11 protein-coding genes are annotated in these 16,564 nt (G+C 69.0%); 5 read left to right on the top strand and 6 right to left on the bottom strand.

Annotated elements, in window-relative coordinates; all coding sequences use genetic code 11:
• Nucleotides 1-35: 35 nt before the first annotated feature.
• On the bottom strand, nucleotides 36-6,422 hold the full coding sequence (locus tag AB0M14_RS32610; RefSeq protein WP_365002169.1) for an SDR family NAD(P)-dependent oxidoreductase: 6,387 nt from the start codon (nucleotides 6,420-6,422) through the stop codon (nucleotides 36-38).
• Nucleotides 6,423-6,807: 385 nt separating this feature from the next.
• Here AB0M14_RS32610 and AB0M14_RS32605 point away from each other — a divergent pair, with 385 nt between their 5' ends.
• Nucleotides 6,808-7,803, top strand: coding sequence for an alpha/beta hydrolase family protein (locus tag AB0M14_RS32605; protein WP_365002166.1), 996 nt, complete (start codon nucleotides 6,808-6,810; stop codon nucleotides 7,801-7,803).
• Between the two features lie 3 nt (nucleotides 7,804-7,806).
• Here the strand turns inward: AB0M14_RS32605 and AB0M14_RS32600 are convergent, their stop codons facing one another.
• Complete coding sequence (locus AB0M14_RS32600) at nucleotides 7,807-9,027, bottom strand: helix-turn-helix domain-containing protein (protein ID WP_365002163.1); 1,221 nt, start codon at nucleotides 9,025-9,027, stop codon at nucleotides 7,807-7,809.
• Between the two features lie 309 nt (nucleotides 9,028-9,336).
• On the opposite strand from AB0M14_RS32600, the gene AB0M14_RS32595 reads away from it, so the two are divergent.
• Together AB0M14_RS32595 and AB0M14_RS32590 are read left to right on the top strand one after the other, a co-directional pair.
• A complete protein-coding gene (locus tag AB0M14_RS32595; RefSeq protein ID WP_365002160.1) occupies nucleotides 9,337-9,813 on the top strand; it encodes an HAD-IIIC family phosphatase in 477 nt (158 codons plus the stop codon).
• Between the two features lie 111 nt (nucleotides 9,814-9,924).
• Entirely contained in the window at nucleotides 9,925-10,275 is a 351-nt protein-coding gene (locus AB0M14_RS32590; protein ID WP_365002158.1) for a DoxX family protein, read from the top strand.
• A gap of 6 nt (nucleotides 10,276-10,281) precedes the next feature.
• Here the strand turns inward: AB0M14_RS32590 and AB0M14_RS32585 are convergent, their stop codons facing one another.
• Nucleotides 10,282-11,871 carry a GMC family oxidoreductase N-terminal domain-containing protein gene (locus AB0M14_RS32585; RefSeq protein ID WP_365002154.1) on the bottom strand — a complete coding sequence of 530 codons (1,590 nt, stop codon included), beginning with the start codon at nucleotides 11,869-11,871 and terminating at the stop codon, nucleotides 10,282-10,284.
• A gap of 149 nt (nucleotides 11,872-12,020) precedes the next feature.
• Entirely contained in the window at nucleotides 12,021-12,368 is a 348-nt protein-coding gene (locus AB0M14_RS32580) for a DoxX family protein (protein ID WP_365002151.1), read from the bottom strand.
• A gap of 112 nt (nucleotides 12,369-12,480) precedes the next feature.
• Here AB0M14_RS32580 and AB0M14_RS32575 point away from each other — a divergent pair, with 112 nt between their 5' ends.
• Nucleotides 12,481-13,368 carry a sigma-70 family RNA polymerase sigma factor gene (locus tag AB0M14_RS32575; RefSeq protein ID WP_365002149.1) on the top strand — a complete coding sequence of 296 codons (888 nt, stop codon included), beginning with the start codon at nucleotides 12,481-12,483 and terminating at the stop codon, nucleotides 13,366-13,368.
• Between the two features lie 311 nt (nucleotides 13,369-13,679).
• On the top strand, nucleotides 13,680-14,429 hold the full coding sequence (locus AB0M14_RS32570) for an SDR family oxidoreductase (protein ID WP_365003027.1): 750 nt from the start codon (nucleotides 13,680-13,682) through the stop codon (nucleotides 14,427-14,429).
• A gap of 3 nt (nucleotides 14,430-14,432) precedes the next feature.
• On the opposite strand, the gene AB0M14_RS32565 is transcribed toward AB0M14_RS32570, so the two are convergent.
• Together AB0M14_RS32565 and AB0M14_RS32560 are read right to left on the bottom strand one after the other, a co-directional pair.
• On the bottom strand, nucleotides 14,433-14,993 hold the full coding sequence (locus tag AB0M14_RS32565; protein ID WP_365003024.1) for a TetR family transcriptional regulator: 561 nt from the start codon (nucleotides 14,991-14,993) through the stop codon (nucleotides 14,433-14,435).
• A 44-nt stretch (nucleotides 14,994-15,037) separates the two neighbouring features.
• Complete coding sequence (locus AB0M14_RS32560) at nucleotides 15,038-16,543, bottom strand: FAD-dependent oxidoreductase (protein ID WP_365002147.1); 1,506 nt, start codon at nucleotides 16,541-16,543, stop codon at nucleotides 15,038-15,040.
• Nucleotides 16,544-16,564 lie beyond the last annotated feature (21 nt).

The raw sequence follows: 16,564 nt of genomic DNA, 5'->3' as shown, positions 1-16,564 counted from the left end.
GCTTCCGGCCGGAATCCACGACCTCGCTGTCCACCTCAGACACCGACCGGCTGGAGTTGCGGCGCCGATGAATCCTGCTCTCCCACAGTGGGTTCGGGCTCCTCTAAGGCGGGCGATGGGCCAGCTCCGAGGTCCGATGCCAGGATCAGTTCGGCTACCTTCGGGCCTGCCTGCTCCAGGCTGAACGAGCGTCCCATCTGTAGCGACATCAACTCGATTCCGAGTTGTTTGCCGACCCGTGCGCCGAATTCGACGGCCATCAGTGAGTCCAACCCCAATTCCGGGACCGGCACTGTCAGGTCGATCGACTCCGGGGCGACGCCCATGACCACCGCCAGCTGGTCGGCGAGCATGCGTGCCACCGCATGCCCGCGTTTGCTCTCGTCCAGCGCGGCGAGTTCGGCCCGCATCTGCGCGGCGGCGGAGTTGTCTTCCACCGACGCGGCGATGAGCGCGGTGAGGCGGCCGGTGCGGGTCAGGGAGGGGAAGGCGGCGGTGAGTCGGTTCCAGTCGGTGGGGATGATCGCGGCCCGGGTCACGCCCAGTCGGAGTGCCTGCTCCAAATAGGCGGTGCCGTCGGCCATGTCGATGGGGCCGAACCCGGCCACTTCCAGGTACTTGGCGACCTTCTCGTCGTTGGCCATGCCGCCGGTCGCGCCGGACATGTGGCCCCAGCCGACGCAGAGCACGCGGTCGCCTTCGCGGGACCATTGCTCGGCGAGTGCTTCGACCGCGACATTGGCGGCGCAGTAGTTGTACTGCCCGAAGATGCCGAACATCGAACCGCCCGAGGAGTACAGCACGAACATGTCGAGTTCGATATCCGCCGCGCGCACAGCTGCGCGCAGGGCGCGCGCTCCGTCCACCTTGGGGCGATACACGCGGCTCAGCTGGTCGAGATCCATTGCGGCTACGCGATTGTCGGCGACCGTGCCCGCCGCGTGGAAGATCCCGCGCAAGGGATGGGTCCCGGTATGCGCGGTGGCGACTACCTCGGCCACCGCGTCGGCGTCGGCGATGTCGGCCCGCTGCTTGACCACCTCGACGCCCTTGGCCCGCCACGCCGCGAGCTGCTGCACGGCCGACTCGGTGCTCGCTCCGCTGCGGCCGACCAGCACCAGCCGCCGCGCGCCCTTGCTCACCAGCCAGCGCCCGGTGGCCAGTCCGAACCCGCCGAATCCACCGGTGATCAGATACGTCGCGGCGCTGTGAATCTCGAGTTCGGGCAACTGCGGCCGGACGGGTGGCGCGTTCTCCTCCATGCTGAGCGCCACCCGCCCGATCCGCTGGGACCGGATGACCTCGTCGAAAGCCTTGGCCACCTCGTGGGTTTCGAACACCTCATACGGCAGCGGACGGTAGACGCTCGCGATGATCTTGTCGTAGACCCGGCGCAGCAGTTCCGCGAGCTGTAGCGGGCGGACCGCGCACATCCGGTCCAGGTCGATCGAGAAGTAGGTCAAATTCTTGTCGAAGTTGGCCAGCTCCAGCAGCCCGCCGGTATAGACGTCGGCTTTCCCGACTTCGACGATGCGGCCGAATTCTCTTACCGCATGGAAGTTCTGGCGCAGAATCTCGCCGGGTGCGGTGCTGACCACCACGTCGACGCCCACGCCGCCGGTGCGCGCGAGCACGTCGTCGGCGAAGTTGAGGGACCGCGAATTCAGCGCGTGATCGGCGCCGAGCTCCAGAATGTGCGCGCGCCGCTCATCGGTCCCCGCGGTGCCGATGATCCGCGCACCGGCCGCCTTCGCGACCTGGATCGCCGCCGAACCGACGCCGCCGGCGGCGCCGTGGATCAGCACCGTTTCCCCGGGCCGCACCTGGGCCAGGTCGATCAGGGCGTACTCGGCGGTCGCGAAAGCGGTGGTGCTGGTGCAGAGTCCGGGTTCCGCGCCCTCGGGCATCGGTACCAGATACTGCTGCTCGACGACGTGGTAGCGCCGCATCATGCCCTTGGCGGCCACCGCGACCGAGTCGCCCACGGCCACGCCGGTCACGCCGGACCCGAGCCGCACCACGGTGCCGACCCCTTCCATGCCGGGCGAGGTCCCGAAAAACGTTCCGGCGAGCTCTCGTTCGCCGAGCAGTCCCATGACCTTGAGCGGGTCCTTGTAGTTCAGGCCGATGAGCCGCATCCGGACCTCGACCTCACCGGGACCCGGGTCGCGGCGGGTCGCACTCCGCCAGGTCAGCGCGGACAACAGCCGGGATTTGGGCACCTCCAGCGCGAAGTCGGCCTCGGGGTCGGTCAGCGGCCGCGGGGTGTCGAGTTCGTCGATGCGTTCCTGGAGCGGCCGGGTGACGACCGGAACCCAGCGCTTGTCCGCCCGCAACAGCACCTCATCGGAGTTGTCGTAGGAAAACGCCCCGGGCACCGCGAGTTCGGTGACCAGCTGGGCGGTGGGGGTGGCCGGTTCCACGTCGATCAGCCGCCAGCGCAGCCGGGTCTGCTCGTTGAGCAGCACCCGCCGCGCGCCCGCGAGTGCGGCGTGCGGCGGATTCGGCGCGATCGGGCTGTCGGGCAGGGTGAAGGCGCGTTCGGTGACCAGGGTGAGGTGGCAGGAGCCGTCACCCACGCCGGGCAAGGTCTCGGTGGTCGTCCCCTCGACGAAGTGATCCACGGCGACGGCGATCTGCTTCAGCGTCCACAGGGCGGCCAGATCGTCGCCCTCGCCCGCGACCACACAGACGTGCAGGCGCTCGAAACGGGGCGAGGACGCCGCGGTTCGCAGCACCTCGGCGAGTTCGGCCTCCAGGTCGGGACCGACCGGATGCAGCACCGAACCGGGCAGGGCCGCGCCGAGCTGCCGCGCGCGCTCGTCGGTGTCGCCGATCGCCAGGATGACGGTGGTGACGTCCGCGCCCGGCAGCGCGCTCGGATCGATCGGCGCGCGCTCCTCGATGGTTTCGGTGTAATAGAAATCGGCCATGCGGTGCAGCGGGCTGACACCGGGAGTGAGCGGGCCGACCTGCACGCCGACCAGTTGCAGGCACAGGTTCTGATCGGCGTCGAGCAGATCGACGTCCGCGCGCAGCCGCTGCGCCGGATCGCGGCGCGCGACCACGGTGATCTGCTCCGGCAGCGGCCCGAACATGCGCACCGCGGACACCGCCACCGGCACCATCGCGCCCTCGGCGAGGGCGGCGTCGGCGAACAGTAGCGCCACGGTCTGCATGGCCGCGTCGACCACCGCGGGGTGCGCGAGATGCCCGGAGCCGGCGGCGATGCCGCCGTCGACGGTGGCGACCGCGGTATCGGCGCCGGCCCGCACCGCGGTCACCCGCTGGAAGGCCGGTCCGTATTGCAGGCCGCGGGAGCCGAGCGCGGAGTAGAACAGCTCGGGGGAGAACTCGACCGCCGACTCCAGTTCGGGCACCGCGACTTTCGTCGTCTCGTAGCTGCCGGTCAGCAGCCGTCCGACGGCGTGCACCGTCCACACCGACCCGGTCGCGGACCGGGACCGGATCAGGAACCGGCCGCTGGAATCCTCGACGCTGAACTCCAGCAGCGGCACGTCGGGACCGCTCATGAGCAGCGGCGCGACGAACCGCACCTGCTCCAAGGCGACCCGCTTGTCCGGCATGCGGCTGGCGGCGGCGCTGAGCGCCGCGTCCAGATACGCCGCGCCCGGCAGGATCCGGACGCCGCCCACCACGTGATCGGTGATCCACGGCAGGATCTCGGTGCCGATCTGGAGTAGCCAGCCGGGGCGGCCTTCCAGGTCCGGGTCGCCGAGCATGGCGTAGCCGCCGGGGGTCCCCATCTTCAGCTGCTCGAAAAGCGGTAGGGGAGCGTGCAATCGGGTCCGTTGCCACGGGTAGCGCGGCAACGGCTGGTGCGCGGTCGGCGGGCGATCGGGCGGGAAGAGCGCCTCGAGGTCGAGGACACCGGCGCTGAACAGGCCCGCGAGGGTCTTGCGGATGCTCTCGGAGTCGGGTTGTTTGCGGTCCAGGGTCGCGACCGTGGCACCGGTTTCGCCGGTGTCCAGCAGGATTTCGCGAATATTGCCCGAGAGCACCGGGTGCGGGCCCACCTCGAGGAACACCCGGCTGCCCGCGCCGATCAGCGCGGTGAGGGCGTCGGCGAAGCGCACGGGCTGGCGCACGTTGGCGCACCAGTACTCGGCATCCCAGTCCGCCTCGGTGACCGGCGCGCCGGTCACGGTGGAGTACAGCGGGATTCGAGGACGCCGCGGGGACAGCTCGGCCAGCGCGGTGCGCAGCTCGTCGAGGATCGGATCCATCAGCGCGCTGTGATAGGGCACCTCGACGCGCAGGCGGCGCGCGAAAGCGCCCTGCTCGGTGAGTGTCTCGGCGATCTCGTCCAGTCGATCCGCATCCCCGGACAAGGTGAGGGCGCTGCCGCTGTTGATCGCGGCGATATCGACGGCGGACTCCTCGGCCAGCAGGGCGCGAGCCTGATCCAGCGTGAGGCCGGCCGCCAGCATGCCGCCGGACCCGGCGGTCGTGGCCTGCAACCGGGCGCGGTGATACGCCACCCGCACCGCGTCTCGCAGCGACAGCATGCCCGTGACGTAGGCGGCCGAGACCTCGCCGACGCTGTGGCCGACGACCGCGGCCGGATGGATGCCGAACTCGGCCAGCTCGGCGACGAGCGCCACCTGCACCAGGAAGTTGGCGGGCTGGGCGACCTCGGTTGAGCTCACCCGCGAGTCGGCCTCGCCCCGCATCATGAGCTCTTCGATGATCGACCAGCCGGCGATCACCTGGAATTCGGTGTCGATCCGGCGCGCGGTCTCGGCGAAAGCGCCTTCGGCGCTGAGCAGTTCGCGCGCCATGCCCCACCACTGCGGGCCCATGCCGGAGAAGACGAAGACCGGTTCGGCGGTGCGGGGGGCGACGGTCCGGGTCGCGTCACGCCCTTCCCCGGAGGCGAAATGCCGCAGTTGCCGGATCAATTCGCCGGTGTCGCCGAGCAGGACGCCGGTGCGGAACGGGTGATGCGCCATCCGGGTCCAGGCCGCCTCGGCCAGGCGGCCGGGATCGGCGCCCGCGGTGAGCAAGTCGGCGAAGCGATCGGCCATGGCGCGCACGGCGGGTGCGCTGCGCGCCGAGAGCGGCAGCACGCCGTAGTGCCGGGGCGGCTCGGTGGACGCCGCGGGCGCCTGGTGGAACTCCTGGAGGATGGCGTGCGCGTTGGTGCCGCCGTAGCCGAAACCGTTGACCGCGATGGTCATTCGGTCGACCTCGGCGGCGACGGGTTCCGGCTCGAGTTGGATGTGCAGGCCCAGATCGGCGAACGGAATGTCCGGGTTGGCCTCGTCGAGCCAGCCCTGCGGCGGGATGGTGCGATGCCGGATGGCGAGCGCGGATTTGATGACGCTCGCGATGCCGGACGCCGCTTCGGTATGTCCCAGTGTGGCTTTCAGCGAGCCGACGCCGAGGGTGCCCGAACGCCGGCCGACCGCGCCATAGGCCCGGCCGAGCGCCCGGATCTCGATGGGGTCGCCCACCGGCGTGCCGGTGCCGTGCGCCTCCACATAGGTGATGGCGTCGGGGGACAGGCCCGCCCGGGTGCACACCTCCCGAGCCAGCGATTCCTGCGAGACGGCGTTGGGCACCGTGATGGCGGTGGTGCGCCCGTCCTGGTTGGAGCCGGTCGCCTTGACCACGGCGTAGATCCGGTCGCCGTCGCGCACCGCGTCGTCGAGCTTCTTCAGCACGACCATGCCGCCGCCCTCGCCGCGGCCGTAGCCGTCACCGGCGGCGTCGAAGGACTTGCAGCGGCCGTCGGTGGCGAGGAAGCCGCCCTTGCACATCATGACGAACGTCTCCGGCTGCAGCATGACGTTCACGCCGCCGGCCAGCGCCACCGAGCAGTCGCCGTTGTCCAGCGCCTGGCAGGCCAGATGCAGGGCGACCAGCGAGGACGAGCACGCGGTGTCGACGGTGATGGCGGGCCCGGTCAGGTTGAGCGCGTAGGCGATTCGGTTCGACAGCATGGTGTAGGACGCGCTGGCGGCGGTGTGCATGTCGACATGGGCGAGTGCGGGGCCGACGACGCCGACCACCGACTGGTCGACCACGAAACCGCCGACATAGACGCCCACGGGCGCGCCCGGCGCGGCGCCGGCGATACCGGCGTCGTCCAGCGCCTCCCAGGTCACTTCCAGCAGCAGGCGCTGTTGCGGGTCCAGCCCCGTCGCCTCGCGCGGGGAGATGCCGAAGAAGTCCGGATCGAACTCCCAGGGATCGGTCGTCAGGAACGCGCCGCGCTTGGTGTAGGCGCGGCCCGGGGTGCGCCGGTCGGGGTCGTAGTAGCGGCGATAGTCCCAGCGGTCCGCCGGAATTTCGACGACCGCGTCCTGTTTGCCGACGACGAACTGCCAGAAACTCTCCGGCGAATCGATACCTCCGGCAAAACGGCAGCCGATACCGACAATAGCGATGTCCGACACGAAGTTCCTTCCGAACTCGGGCAAGGGAAATTCAGCAACGCAGCGCTGACGTTGAGACCGGTAAATGGCTGCCCGCAATTGCGGGACGGCCGGATCCGGTACACGGTACGCACGGACGGGAAACCCGAGAACTCTTGTGCCGCAAGATTTTGGCAGTACACAGCGGTTCCCGGGCCGGGCTGTGAATCGCACCAAATTGCCGGAGGTTCGCGTTCGCGTACCCGGCTAGTGGGATTTCACAGCTCAACGGCGGGCGCTCTTGTGTGCCTGGCGAAGGTTCGAGTAAGCCGACGGTAAATACCGGTGGTATCGGTACTGTCGGCCGCGCCGTCCGTTGCCCGAATTATCGAGGGAAGACGATCGATCCCCGCGCAAGGAGTTTCCGATGAAGGTTCGCACATGGGTGCAGGTGTTCGCGGTGGTCGCCGCTTCGGTGATCGTGGCGCCGCCCGCCGTCGCCGAACCGGACCGGGCCGCGATCACCGGCGCCTGGCCCAAGGACGAGCGCACCGTGCAACTGCGCGTCTACTCCGCCGCCATGCGCCAGGACATCATGGTCGACGTGCTGCGACCGGCCGATCGGTCGGCGTCCAGCCCCACGCTGTATCTGCTGAACGGCGGTGGCGGCGGGCAGGATTCGGCGACCTGGCAGAAGAACACCGACGCGCTCGCCTTCCTGGCGGGCAAGCAGGTGAATGTGGTGCAGCCGGTCGGCGGCAAATGGAGCTACTACACCGACTGGCGGTCGCCGGACCCGAGACTCGGGCTCTACAAATGGAAAACGTTCCTCACCGAGGAGCTGCCGCCGCTCATCGACGCCGAGTTCGGCGCCACCGGCGTGAACGCGATCGCGGGCCTGTCGACCTCGGGCACCTCGGTGCTGCAACTGCCGATCGCGAAGCCCGGGCTGTACCGGGCGATCGCCGCCTACAGCGGCTGCGCGCAGACCAGCGACCCGGTCGGGCGGGAGTTCATCAAGCTGGCGGTGGAGAGCTGGGGCGGCGGCAACACCGTGAACATGTATGGGCCGCCGGATGATCCGATGTGGGCCGCCAACGACCCGTATCTGCACGCCGAGCAGCTGCGCGGCACCGAACTCTACGTCTCCACCGGAACCGGTGTCCCCGGCATGTACGACGTCTACAACGGCACCCACATGCAGCCCGGGCCACGGGGTTTCGTCAACCAGGTGCTGCTGGGCGGGGTGATCGAGGCCGCGGTGAACTGGTGCACGCACAACCTGCGCGACAAGCTCGACCGGCTCGGCATCCCCGCCACCTTCGATTTCCAGCCCACCGGGACGCACTCCTGGGGCTATTGGCAGCAGGCACTGAAGGATTCGTGGCCGGTGCTGGCGCGCGGACTCGGGCTGCCCGAGTAGCGGTCAGGCCGCGCGGTAGGAGCGGGCCACCAAAGCCGAACGCAGATACCACAATCCGGAGGGCTGGGCCGGATCGAAACCGGTGAGCTGGGCGATGCGCTTGAGCCGGTAGTCGACGGTGTTGGTGTGCACGTGCAGCACCCGGGCGGTGCGCTGGCGGTTGAGGTTGTTGGCGATATGGCGCCGCAGGGTTTCCAGCAGCTCGGGATGCTCGTCGAGCGGGTCCAGCAGGGAACCGAGGTACTCCCGGCCCGGGCCCGGCCGGGTCAGCTGGTATTCCAGGGCGAGTTCGTCGAACCGGTAGAGGCCCGGCACCGCTTGCAGGCGCTGCACCATGTCCAGCAGCTCGTGGGCCTGGTCGGCGGCGTCGGGGATCAGATCCGGCGTCGCCTGCACCAGCGTCGCGGTGACGCCGACCTGCCCGGCCTGGGACAGCTGCACCACCAGTGCGTCCAGCTCGGCGCTCGCGAACATGCCCGCGGGAATCAGCACCGTGCCGCCGTCCACGCTGAGCAGCGAGAGCGCGTTGTTGTGACAGCGCGTGGCCAGCTCGGCCTGCACCCGCCGCAGTTTGCGCCGCGCCACCACCTGACTGTCCACGGCCGGGTTGGCCTCCTCCCGGTGCGGCGGAATCGCCACGGCCACAACGTCGTACGACGGGGCGACGGTGATGCCGCACTCGCGGGCCATGGTCGAGGTGCTGTGGCCGCCGAGCAGCGCCGAGGTCAGGGTGTGCACGGCGGTGTGATGTTCGCTGACCACCGAGCGCAGCTCCCGCACGTAGGCGACCGAGATGGCGGAGGTGATCTGGTCCAGCATCTCCAGCACCATCTTGGCGCCGTCGACGAGGTTGTCGTAGTCCTTGATCCCGGCGTTGGACACCACCAGATCCAGCCCGATCTTGAAGCCCTCGTGGATGGAGTGGTGGATGGTGTCGATCGGCACGCCCTCCCGGGCCCAGCCCGCCGCGGCCTCCTGCAACCGGGCGAGTTTGGCCGGTATGTCGTTGCCGTCCAGCATGCTCACCGCGAACTCCAGGCAGACCCGGGTGATCGTGGTGACGTCACCGGAGATGGCGTCGCCGGGTAGTGTCCCGCACGGCACCACGTTCTCCACGAAGTGACCGACCATCTGCCGGGACAGTGAGCGGACGTCCTTCAGCGAGGACGACATCGGTTTGCCGGACAAAGTCAGGCTCGGTCGAGCCGAACTGTCGACAGTCATTGGCGACTTCCTTCCACCCCCGAGATTGCTGTGTAAAGCATTCACACTAACCGCAGTATGCCTGGCACGGATCGAATCCGCGGGCAATGTGCGATCGAATAGCCGCCCACCAGGCGAATTTGTGAGCTTGCACAGGTTGCGAGTAATCAGCCGGGGTACCCGGGGTTTTCGAGTCGACCGTTCGGCTGCCGGTGCCGGTAGTATCGCCCACGGCGGGCCGGCACCCCGAAAACCGGGGGCTTGCCCAACATGTGCTGGGCAGCCAAGGTGGGAAGCGGAGTGGTGCGACGAACGGATGGGGGCAGGCGTATGCGACCGGCTCTGAGATGTCTTGTCTGGGAACTGGACAACACCCTGTGGGACGGCGTCATCTGCGACGCCACCGGCACCACGCCGAAGCCGGACGCGCTGCGCACGTTGCGCGCGCTCAGCGACCGCGGCATCTGGCATGCCGTCGCCAGCCGCAGCGATCGCACCCTCACCCTCGACGCGCTCTACCGGCACGGCCTCTACGACATGTTCTCCGCCGTCGAAATCGGCTGGGGCCGGAAGTCTTCCGCGATCATCCGGATCGCCCAGACACTGGGCCTGCCGTTGGAGGCCATCGCCTTCGTCGACGCCGAACCGATCGAACGCGCCGAAGTCGCCCAGGCGCTGCCGCGGGTGCGTTGCTACGCGGCCCGCAACGTCGACGTGCTGACGGCCCTGCCCGACTTCCGGCCCGTGCTGCACTCGCGGCCGACGCCGACCCCGCCGATCGGATTCGACCGGGTGCCCGCGCTGTAGCCACGCGTAACCCGTTGTGACCGAGCCCGATTCCCGGGCGATTCGTTCCCTCGGCCGGTCGTGGCGTTCTACATTGGAACAGTCAACGGGGGTGGCACTCGAGGAGACGCTATGTTCGTCGCAACCGTCATCGTGACTGTCCTGCTGGCCGTGGGCCTGATCCCCTCGGCTTACTTCAAGATCTCGCGCAAACCGGAATTCGTCGAGGCCTACAAGAGCCTCGGCGTCCCGGAAAGCTGGCTCAACCCGTTGGCCGCCGCACTGCTGGCCGGCGCGGCGGGTCTGCTCATCGGCCTCTGGTGGCCGCCGCTGGGCATCGCCGCCGCCGTCGGGCTGATCCTCTACTTCCTCGGCGCGCTGGGCTACCACGCCAAAGCCAAGGACTACAAGACCATGGGCCCGCCGGCCATCATCCTCGCCCTGGCCGTCGCCGCGCTGGTCCTGCGCCTGCTCACCCTGTGAGCACGGTCAGCCGGCCCCGCCGAGGAGGAACTTGGCGGCTTGCTCGCCGATGAAGACAGCGGGGGCGTGGGTGTGGCCGCGGATGAGGAAGGGCATGACCGAGGCGTCGGCGACTCGGAGGGCTTCGACGCCGCGGACTTTCAGGTGCGGGTCGACGACGCTGGCCGGGTCGGTGCCCATCCGGCAGGTGCCGACCGGGTGGTAAAGGGTGTGCGAGTAGCCGTTGAGGGTGAGTTCCAGGGTGGCTTCGAGTTCCGGCGGGGCTTTCGGCGGGTAGATCAGCGGGCCGAGGACCGCCTGCATGGCCGGAGCCGCGGCGATGTTCGCGCAGACGCGCAGGCCCGACATGATCGCGGCGCGGTCCGCGCCTTCGCTGTCGGTGAGGTAACCGGGATCGATCACCGGTTTGGTGGTGGGATCGGCCGCGGCCAAACCGATTCGGCCGCGGCTGTAGGGGCGGAGCAGGACGGTCGCCAGGATCACGCCGTGCTCGGTCGGGTCCTGGAGTCCTTCGTAGAAGAACGGTGCGGGCGCGTAGATCAGCTCCAGATCGGGTAGCTCGAGGTCCGGCCGGGACCGCACGAAACCGTACGCCTCACCGACATTGGAGGTGAGCATCCCGCGGTGGCGGATCAGGAAATCGAGCAGCTGTCGGGGCTTCTCGGCATCGAAGAGGGAGTCGGCGGGGACGCCGTAGCCGATGCCCGCGACCAAGTGGTCCTGTAGGTTCGCGCCGACCTCGGAGTTGTGCTGGACGGTCGCGATGCCGTGGCGGCCGAGCTCCACCATGTCCCCGATGCCCGACAGCATCAGCAACTGCGGGCTGTTGATCGCGCCGCCGCACAGCACCACCTCGCGGCGGGCGGTCACCGTGAAAGTCTCGGGGCCTCGGCGGTATTCGACGCCGACCGCCCGTTTCCCGTCGAACAGCACCCGGGTCGCCAGCGCCTCGGGGAGCACCGTGAGGTTCGCCCGGCGCATGGCCGGTTTCAGGTAGGCGTCGGCGGTGCTCCAGCGGCGGCCGCGGCGCTGGGTCACCATGGTCTGGCTGAACCCGTCGGGCTGCGGGCGGTTCGGCGACTCGACCGAATACCCCGCTTCTCGCACCGCGGTGAGGTACGCCGCCGTCGAGGCCCGTGGACTGCGCTGCTTCGAAACATGCAGCGGACCGGTCGCGCCCTCGTCCGGATACTGCGCGTCCTGGACGTTCTCGATCCGCCGGAACTGCTCGATCGCCGCCGCGAACCCCCACTCGTCGCCGGCGAGCAACCCCCACTCGTCGTAGTCGGCGCGGAAACCGCGCACCCACATCATCGCGTTCATCGAGGAGGAGCCGCCGAACATCTTCCCGCGCGGCCAATAGATCTGCCGGTGGTCCAGCTCCGGTTGCGGCTCGGTCAGATAATCCCAATCCACCTCGGAGCGAAACAGTTTCGAGAAGGCCGCCGGAATATGCGCGAACTTGTTCTTGTCCGGCGGCCCCGCCTCCAGCAGCACCACTTTCGTCCCGTGGTCCGCGCTGAGCCGGTTCGCGAGCACCGCCCCCGCCGACCCGGCCCCCACGATCACATAATCCGCAGCTAGCTCCGTGGTCATAGCCTGACTCCAATCCGCACCGCGCCTTCCCAACATACGAGCCCCTCCCGCTCGCAGCCCGGGTTTCTCCAAAACAATCGCGGACAGCGTGCGGCGGGCATGGCGATCTGTCGGCCGAGTAGCCGCAGCCAGTTCCGGATGATCTTGGATCAGGCCGCGGCGAAGAGCGCGGCGGACGCGGCGGCGGTGAGCAGGTAAGGCATCGGGTAGCCGAGGTGGGAGTAGAAGCGTGCGCGCAGGATCGTTGCCACGGCCAGCAGGAAGTAGGTCGTCAGGCCCAGGGCGGCGGCCAATGCCAGGGGAGGGAAGGCGAGTCCGGCGAGCAGGCCGATCGCGCCGGCGGCTTTGATGACGGCGAGGGGGACAAGGGACCATTCGGGGATTCCGTACTGCTTCATGTTGTCCCGAACCCACTGGGCGCGAAAGACATCGATGAAGGCGGCCACAGCGGCGAATAGCGCCGCTGCGACGGTGACGACGAGGTAGGCGGTGTGCATGGGACCCTCCGGGTTCGGTCTGGCTGGCTTCTGGGATGGTGAACGCGGCCGGCGTGGACACGGTGATGGCCGCTCATAGGGAATGACGGATACCGACGGCGATAGGTGACAGGTGAGCGAGCAGGAATTATTGGCGCGGCGGTTTCAGGAGCAGCGCGAGCACTTGCGGACTGTCGCCTACCGCATGCTCGGGTCGGCGACCGAAGCCGACGACGCGATCCAGGAGGCCTGGTTCCGGCTCGTGAAAACGGACGCTGAGGAGATCGAGAATCTCGGGGGCTGGCTGACCACGGTGGTGTCCCGGATCTGCCTGGACATGCTGCGCTCGCGGGCGTCGCGGCGCGAGGACCCGCTCGATCAGACCGGGCCGGGGGAGGCCGCCTACGACAACGACCCGGAACATGAAGCGGTGCTGATCGATTCGGTCGGCCGCGCTCTGCTCGTCGTCCTCGACACCCTCGGCCCCGACGAGCGCGTCGCCTTCGTCCTGCACGACATGTTCGCCGTCCCCTTCGACGAGATCGCGCCGATCGTCGGCCGCAGCACCGCGACCACCAAGAAACTCGCCAGCCGGGCCCGCCTGCGCGCGCACGGCGAATCCAGCACGCCCGGCTCCGAACTCACCCGGCAGCGCGAGGTCGTGGAGGCGTTCCTCGCCGCCGCCCGCGAAGGCGATCTGGCCGCTCTGCTGGCCGTCCTCGCCCCGGATGTCGTCCGCACCGCCGACCCGGCCGCCCTCCCCGCCGGGATGGCGCTCGTGGTTCGGGGCGCCCAGGCCGTGGCGAAGGAAACCGTTGTCCTGCAACGCCGTTCGCGGGTCGCCACAGTCGCCCTCGTCGACGGCGCGGTCGGCATCCTGGTCGCACCCCGCGGCAAACTCCTGCTGGCCCTGCGAGTCACCCTCGCCGGCAACCAGATCGGCGCCTATGAAGTCATCGCCGACCCCGAACGCCTGCGCAGCCTCGACATCGCGGTGGTCCCAGAGTCCGCTGAGGTTTAGACGCGGGTCGCGGACAGAGCTGTTGCGGAGCTGATTACAGCGCTGAAGGTGAGTACACCCGCGTGATCGCCGCTGTTTGGTGACGACTCAGTCTGTGCAGCCACGAATGGCTGGCGTCATCCAGCAGGGCTCAATAGACATCCCAGAGTGTAGATATGCGCATCTAGCTATGTGCCTGCATCAGTGGGTAGGGACGGCGAATTGGACGCTGGAGTCTTAAAGAAGATCAAGGACGGCGGGAAAAGCGGTTGGGGGTTGGGTGGCGGAGGTAGCGTGGCGTGCGAATTTGTCGGTGGATAGAGAGGTTTGTGGTGGGTTCGGGGTGTGTGGTGGTTACCGGTGGGAGTCGGGGGATCGGGGCGGCGGTCGCGGTGGAGTTGGGGCGGCGGGGGGAGGCCGTTTGTGTGACGTATCGGCGGGATGCGGGGGCGGCGGAGGAGGTTTGCGGGGAGATCAGGAGAGGTGGGGGTGTGGCGTTGGCGGTGCGGGCCGATATGGGGGAGGAGGGGGATATCGAGGGGGTGTTCGCCGCTGTCGATGCGGAGTTCGGGGGGTTGCGGGGGCTGGTGAACAATGCGGCGATACTCGAGAAGCAGTGCCGGGCTGAGGAACTGGAAGTCGAGCGGCTGCGGCGGGTGATGGCGGTGAACGTGATCGGGCCGATGTTGTGCGCGCGAAATGCGGTGCGGCGGATGTCGACGAAGCATGGCGGTGCGGGGGGTGCGATCGTGAACGTGTCGTCGGCTGCGGCGCGGCTCGGGTCGCCGGGTGAGTATGTGGATTACGCGGCGAGTAAGGGTGCGCTGGATACGTTTACGCGGGGGCTGGCGTTGGAGGTCGCCGGGGAGGGGATCCGGGTGAACTCGGTGCGGCCGGGGTTCATCTATACCGAAATGCATGCCGACGGCGGGGAGCCGGGGCGGGTCGATCGGATCGCGCCGAGTCTGCCGATGGGGCGGGGCGGGCGGCCCGAGGAGGTGGCCGAGGCGATCGTGTGGCTGTTGTCGGCGCAGGCCTCGTACGTGACCGGCACGTTCATCGATGTCGCGGGCGGGCGGTGAGACCTACCGCAGGATCTGGAGCGCGGATTTCTCGATGAGGTCGGCGATTTCGGAGTACGAGGCGTAACCCATGCCGGCGCGGACCAGGGCGCCGGCGTAGATGAGTTCCAGGGATTCGACGATGTCGAGATCGGGATCGGGGCCGAGGGCGCGGATGAGTCGTTTGCGGATCTCGGTGCCGATGCGGGTGCGAAGGTGCTCGACGTCGGGATCGCGCCCGAGCAGGGCGCTGGTGACGGCGCCGGAGAGTTCCTGTTCGTCGGCGACGAGCATGGCGATGGTGCGCAGCTCGGCGACGACCCGGACGGTGGGGTCCGGGTCCTCGCTGGCGGGGGACGGGTTGGACACCAGGCGGCGCCAGAAGATTTCGGCGACCAGGTGTTCCTTGGAGGAGAAGTAGGTGTAGGCCGTCGCCGTGCCGACGCCGGCGGCGGCCGCTACCAGACGAATGGTCATGCCCGCGAACCCTTCGCGGGCAAGCACTTCCACGGCCGAGCGAGTCAGCTTGTCGACGGTGTCGGCCTGCTTGCCGGTGAGGCGGCGGCGGGTGGCCTCCATGATCATGGGGGTACCGTCGATGGACTGCGCTTCGGACATGTGCCTGAATCCTACTCGGTCGGGTTTTCGGAATGGACACTGCTCGGCGCCGCACCGGCCGCGGCGCGCCCCGCCCGCCGCCCGTAGAAGCTGCCGTCGCCGAGTGAGGCGCCGCTGACGTAGCCGCCGGTACAGATGCCGGTGGTGCAGCGACCGGCGGCGAACAGCCCCGCGATGGGTGCGCCGGACACGTGCAGGACGCGCGCGTCGAGGTCGGTGCGCAACCCGCCGAGGGTGAAACCGCCGGTGAAGCCGCGCATGTCCCAGGCGGCGAGCGAACCGCTCAGTGGCCGAACCCATTCCGGCTTCTTGCCGAGCAGGGGGTCGGCGCCCTGGGCGGCGTGCAGGTTGTAGGTGTCGACGGTCGACTGCAACGACCGCTCGGGCAGCCCCATGTCGGATTCGAGCTCGGCGACGGTCTCGGCGGCCCACTTCGGGGGCTGGCGGAAGAACGGGGTAGCGGTGACCGTGGCCAGCGCGGCCTCGTAGGCGGCTTCGTCGAGGATGAGGTAGGCCTGATTGTCCTGCTGGATGAGGGTGAGCTGACCGATGCGCCCGCCGTAGGTGTCCTCGGGGACATAGCGCTGACCGCGCGCGTTCACGAGCAGGCCGCGCGCCATCATCTGCGGGTCGCCGAAGAACGCGACTTCGGTGGCGTCCATGTTCGCCAGGTCCGCGCCGAGGGCTTGGGCCAGCCGGATGCCGATGCCGTCGTGTTCCTCGATCGAGGCGGCGGGCCGGCCGATCAGCCGCGGTGCGTACTGCTCGACCATCTGCTGGTGGTAGGCGAAGCTGCCGGTGGCCAGCACGACGCCGCGTTCGGCGCGGATCGTGACCTCCTTGCCGAACTGGGTGGCGAGCACGCCCACCACGCGATCGGTCTCGTCGACGATCAGCCTGCGCAGCCGGGTGTCGTATTCGGCTCGCACACCGAGCGATTCGGCGGTCTCGGCCAGCGGCTTCATCAGCATGTAGCCGCCGCTGCGCTGCCCGACCCGCTTGTCGGTCATCTGCGGGACGTGCCCGCGCGGCGCGGGGGTGGCGATCGCGTTGAACGGCGCGGCGTTCTCGCCGCCGGAGTAGTTGAGACCCTCATCGTGCGGCGGCTCCCAGCCGGGCTCACCCCAGAAGGCCTCGCGGAACGGCACTCCGGCCGCGACGAGCCAGTTGTAATGCTCGACGCTGCCGTTGCAGTAGTCGGCGATGCGGGCCTTGTCGACGCCGGGGCCGATCGCGGCCAGCAGGAACTTCTCCATGTTCTCCGGAGAGTCCTCGAATCCCAGTGCCTGCTGCAACGGGGTGCCGCCGCCGAGATAGATGTGCCCGCCCGCCATCGCGGCCGCACCACCCCAGCCGCCGGTGCGCTCCAGCAGCAGCACGTCGGCGCCGGCGCGGGCCGCTTCGATGGCGGCGCAGACTCCGGCGATGCCGTAGCCGGCGATCACCACATCGGCCCGCAGATCCCAGTCGGTGACCTCGGCGGCGCGCAGGGGGCGAATGGTGGTGGTATCGACCATGATCGGTGAATCCTTACTGTC

The organism is Nocardia sp. NPDC051832, assembly GCF_040681285.1.
Classification (GTDB): Bacteria; Actinomycetota; Actinomycetes; order Mycobacteriales; family Mycobacteriaceae; genus Nocardia.
The sequence above is the reverse complement of the archived record's forward strand: the minus strand, read 5'-3'. Positions and strand labels throughout refer to the sequence as shown.

What these genes read in the sequence shown, in the direction of transcription:
- AB0M14_RS32605 (WP_365002166.1), top strand. Translation starts at nt 6,808, where the DNA reads ATGAAGGTTCGCACATGGGTGCAGGTGTTCGCGGTGGTCGCCGCTTCG.
- AB0M14_RS32600 (WP_365002163.1), bottom strand. Translation starts at nt 9,027, where the DNA reads ATGACTGTCGACAGTTCGGCTCGACCGAGCCTGACTTTGTCCGGCAAA.
- AB0M14_RS32595 (WP_365002160.1), top strand. Translation starts at nt 9,337, where the DNA reads ATGCGACCGGCTCTGAGATGTCTTGTCTGGGAACTGGACAACACCCTG.
- AB0M14_RS32590 (WP_365002158.1), top strand. Translation starts at nt 9,925, where the DNA reads ATGTTCGTCGCAACCGTCATCGTGACTGTCCTGCTGGCCGTGGGCCTG.
- AB0M14_RS32585 (WP_365002154.1), bottom strand. Translation starts at nt 11,871, where the DNA reads ATGACCACGGAGCTAGCTGCGGATTATGTGATCGTGGGGGCCGGGTCG.
- AB0M14_RS32580 (WP_365002151.1), bottom strand. Translation starts at nt 12,368, where the DNA reads ATGCACACCGCCTACCTCGTCGTCACCGTCGCAGCGGCGCTATTCGCC.
- AB0M14_RS32565 (WP_365003024.1), bottom strand. Translation starts at nt 14,993, where the DNA reads ATGATCATGGAGGCCACCCGCCGCCGCCTCACCGGCAAGCAGGCCGAC.
- AB0M14_RS32560 (WP_365002147.1), bottom strand. Translation starts at nt 16,543, where the DNA reads ATGGTCGATACCACCACCATTCGCCCCCTGCGCGCCGCCGAGGTCACC.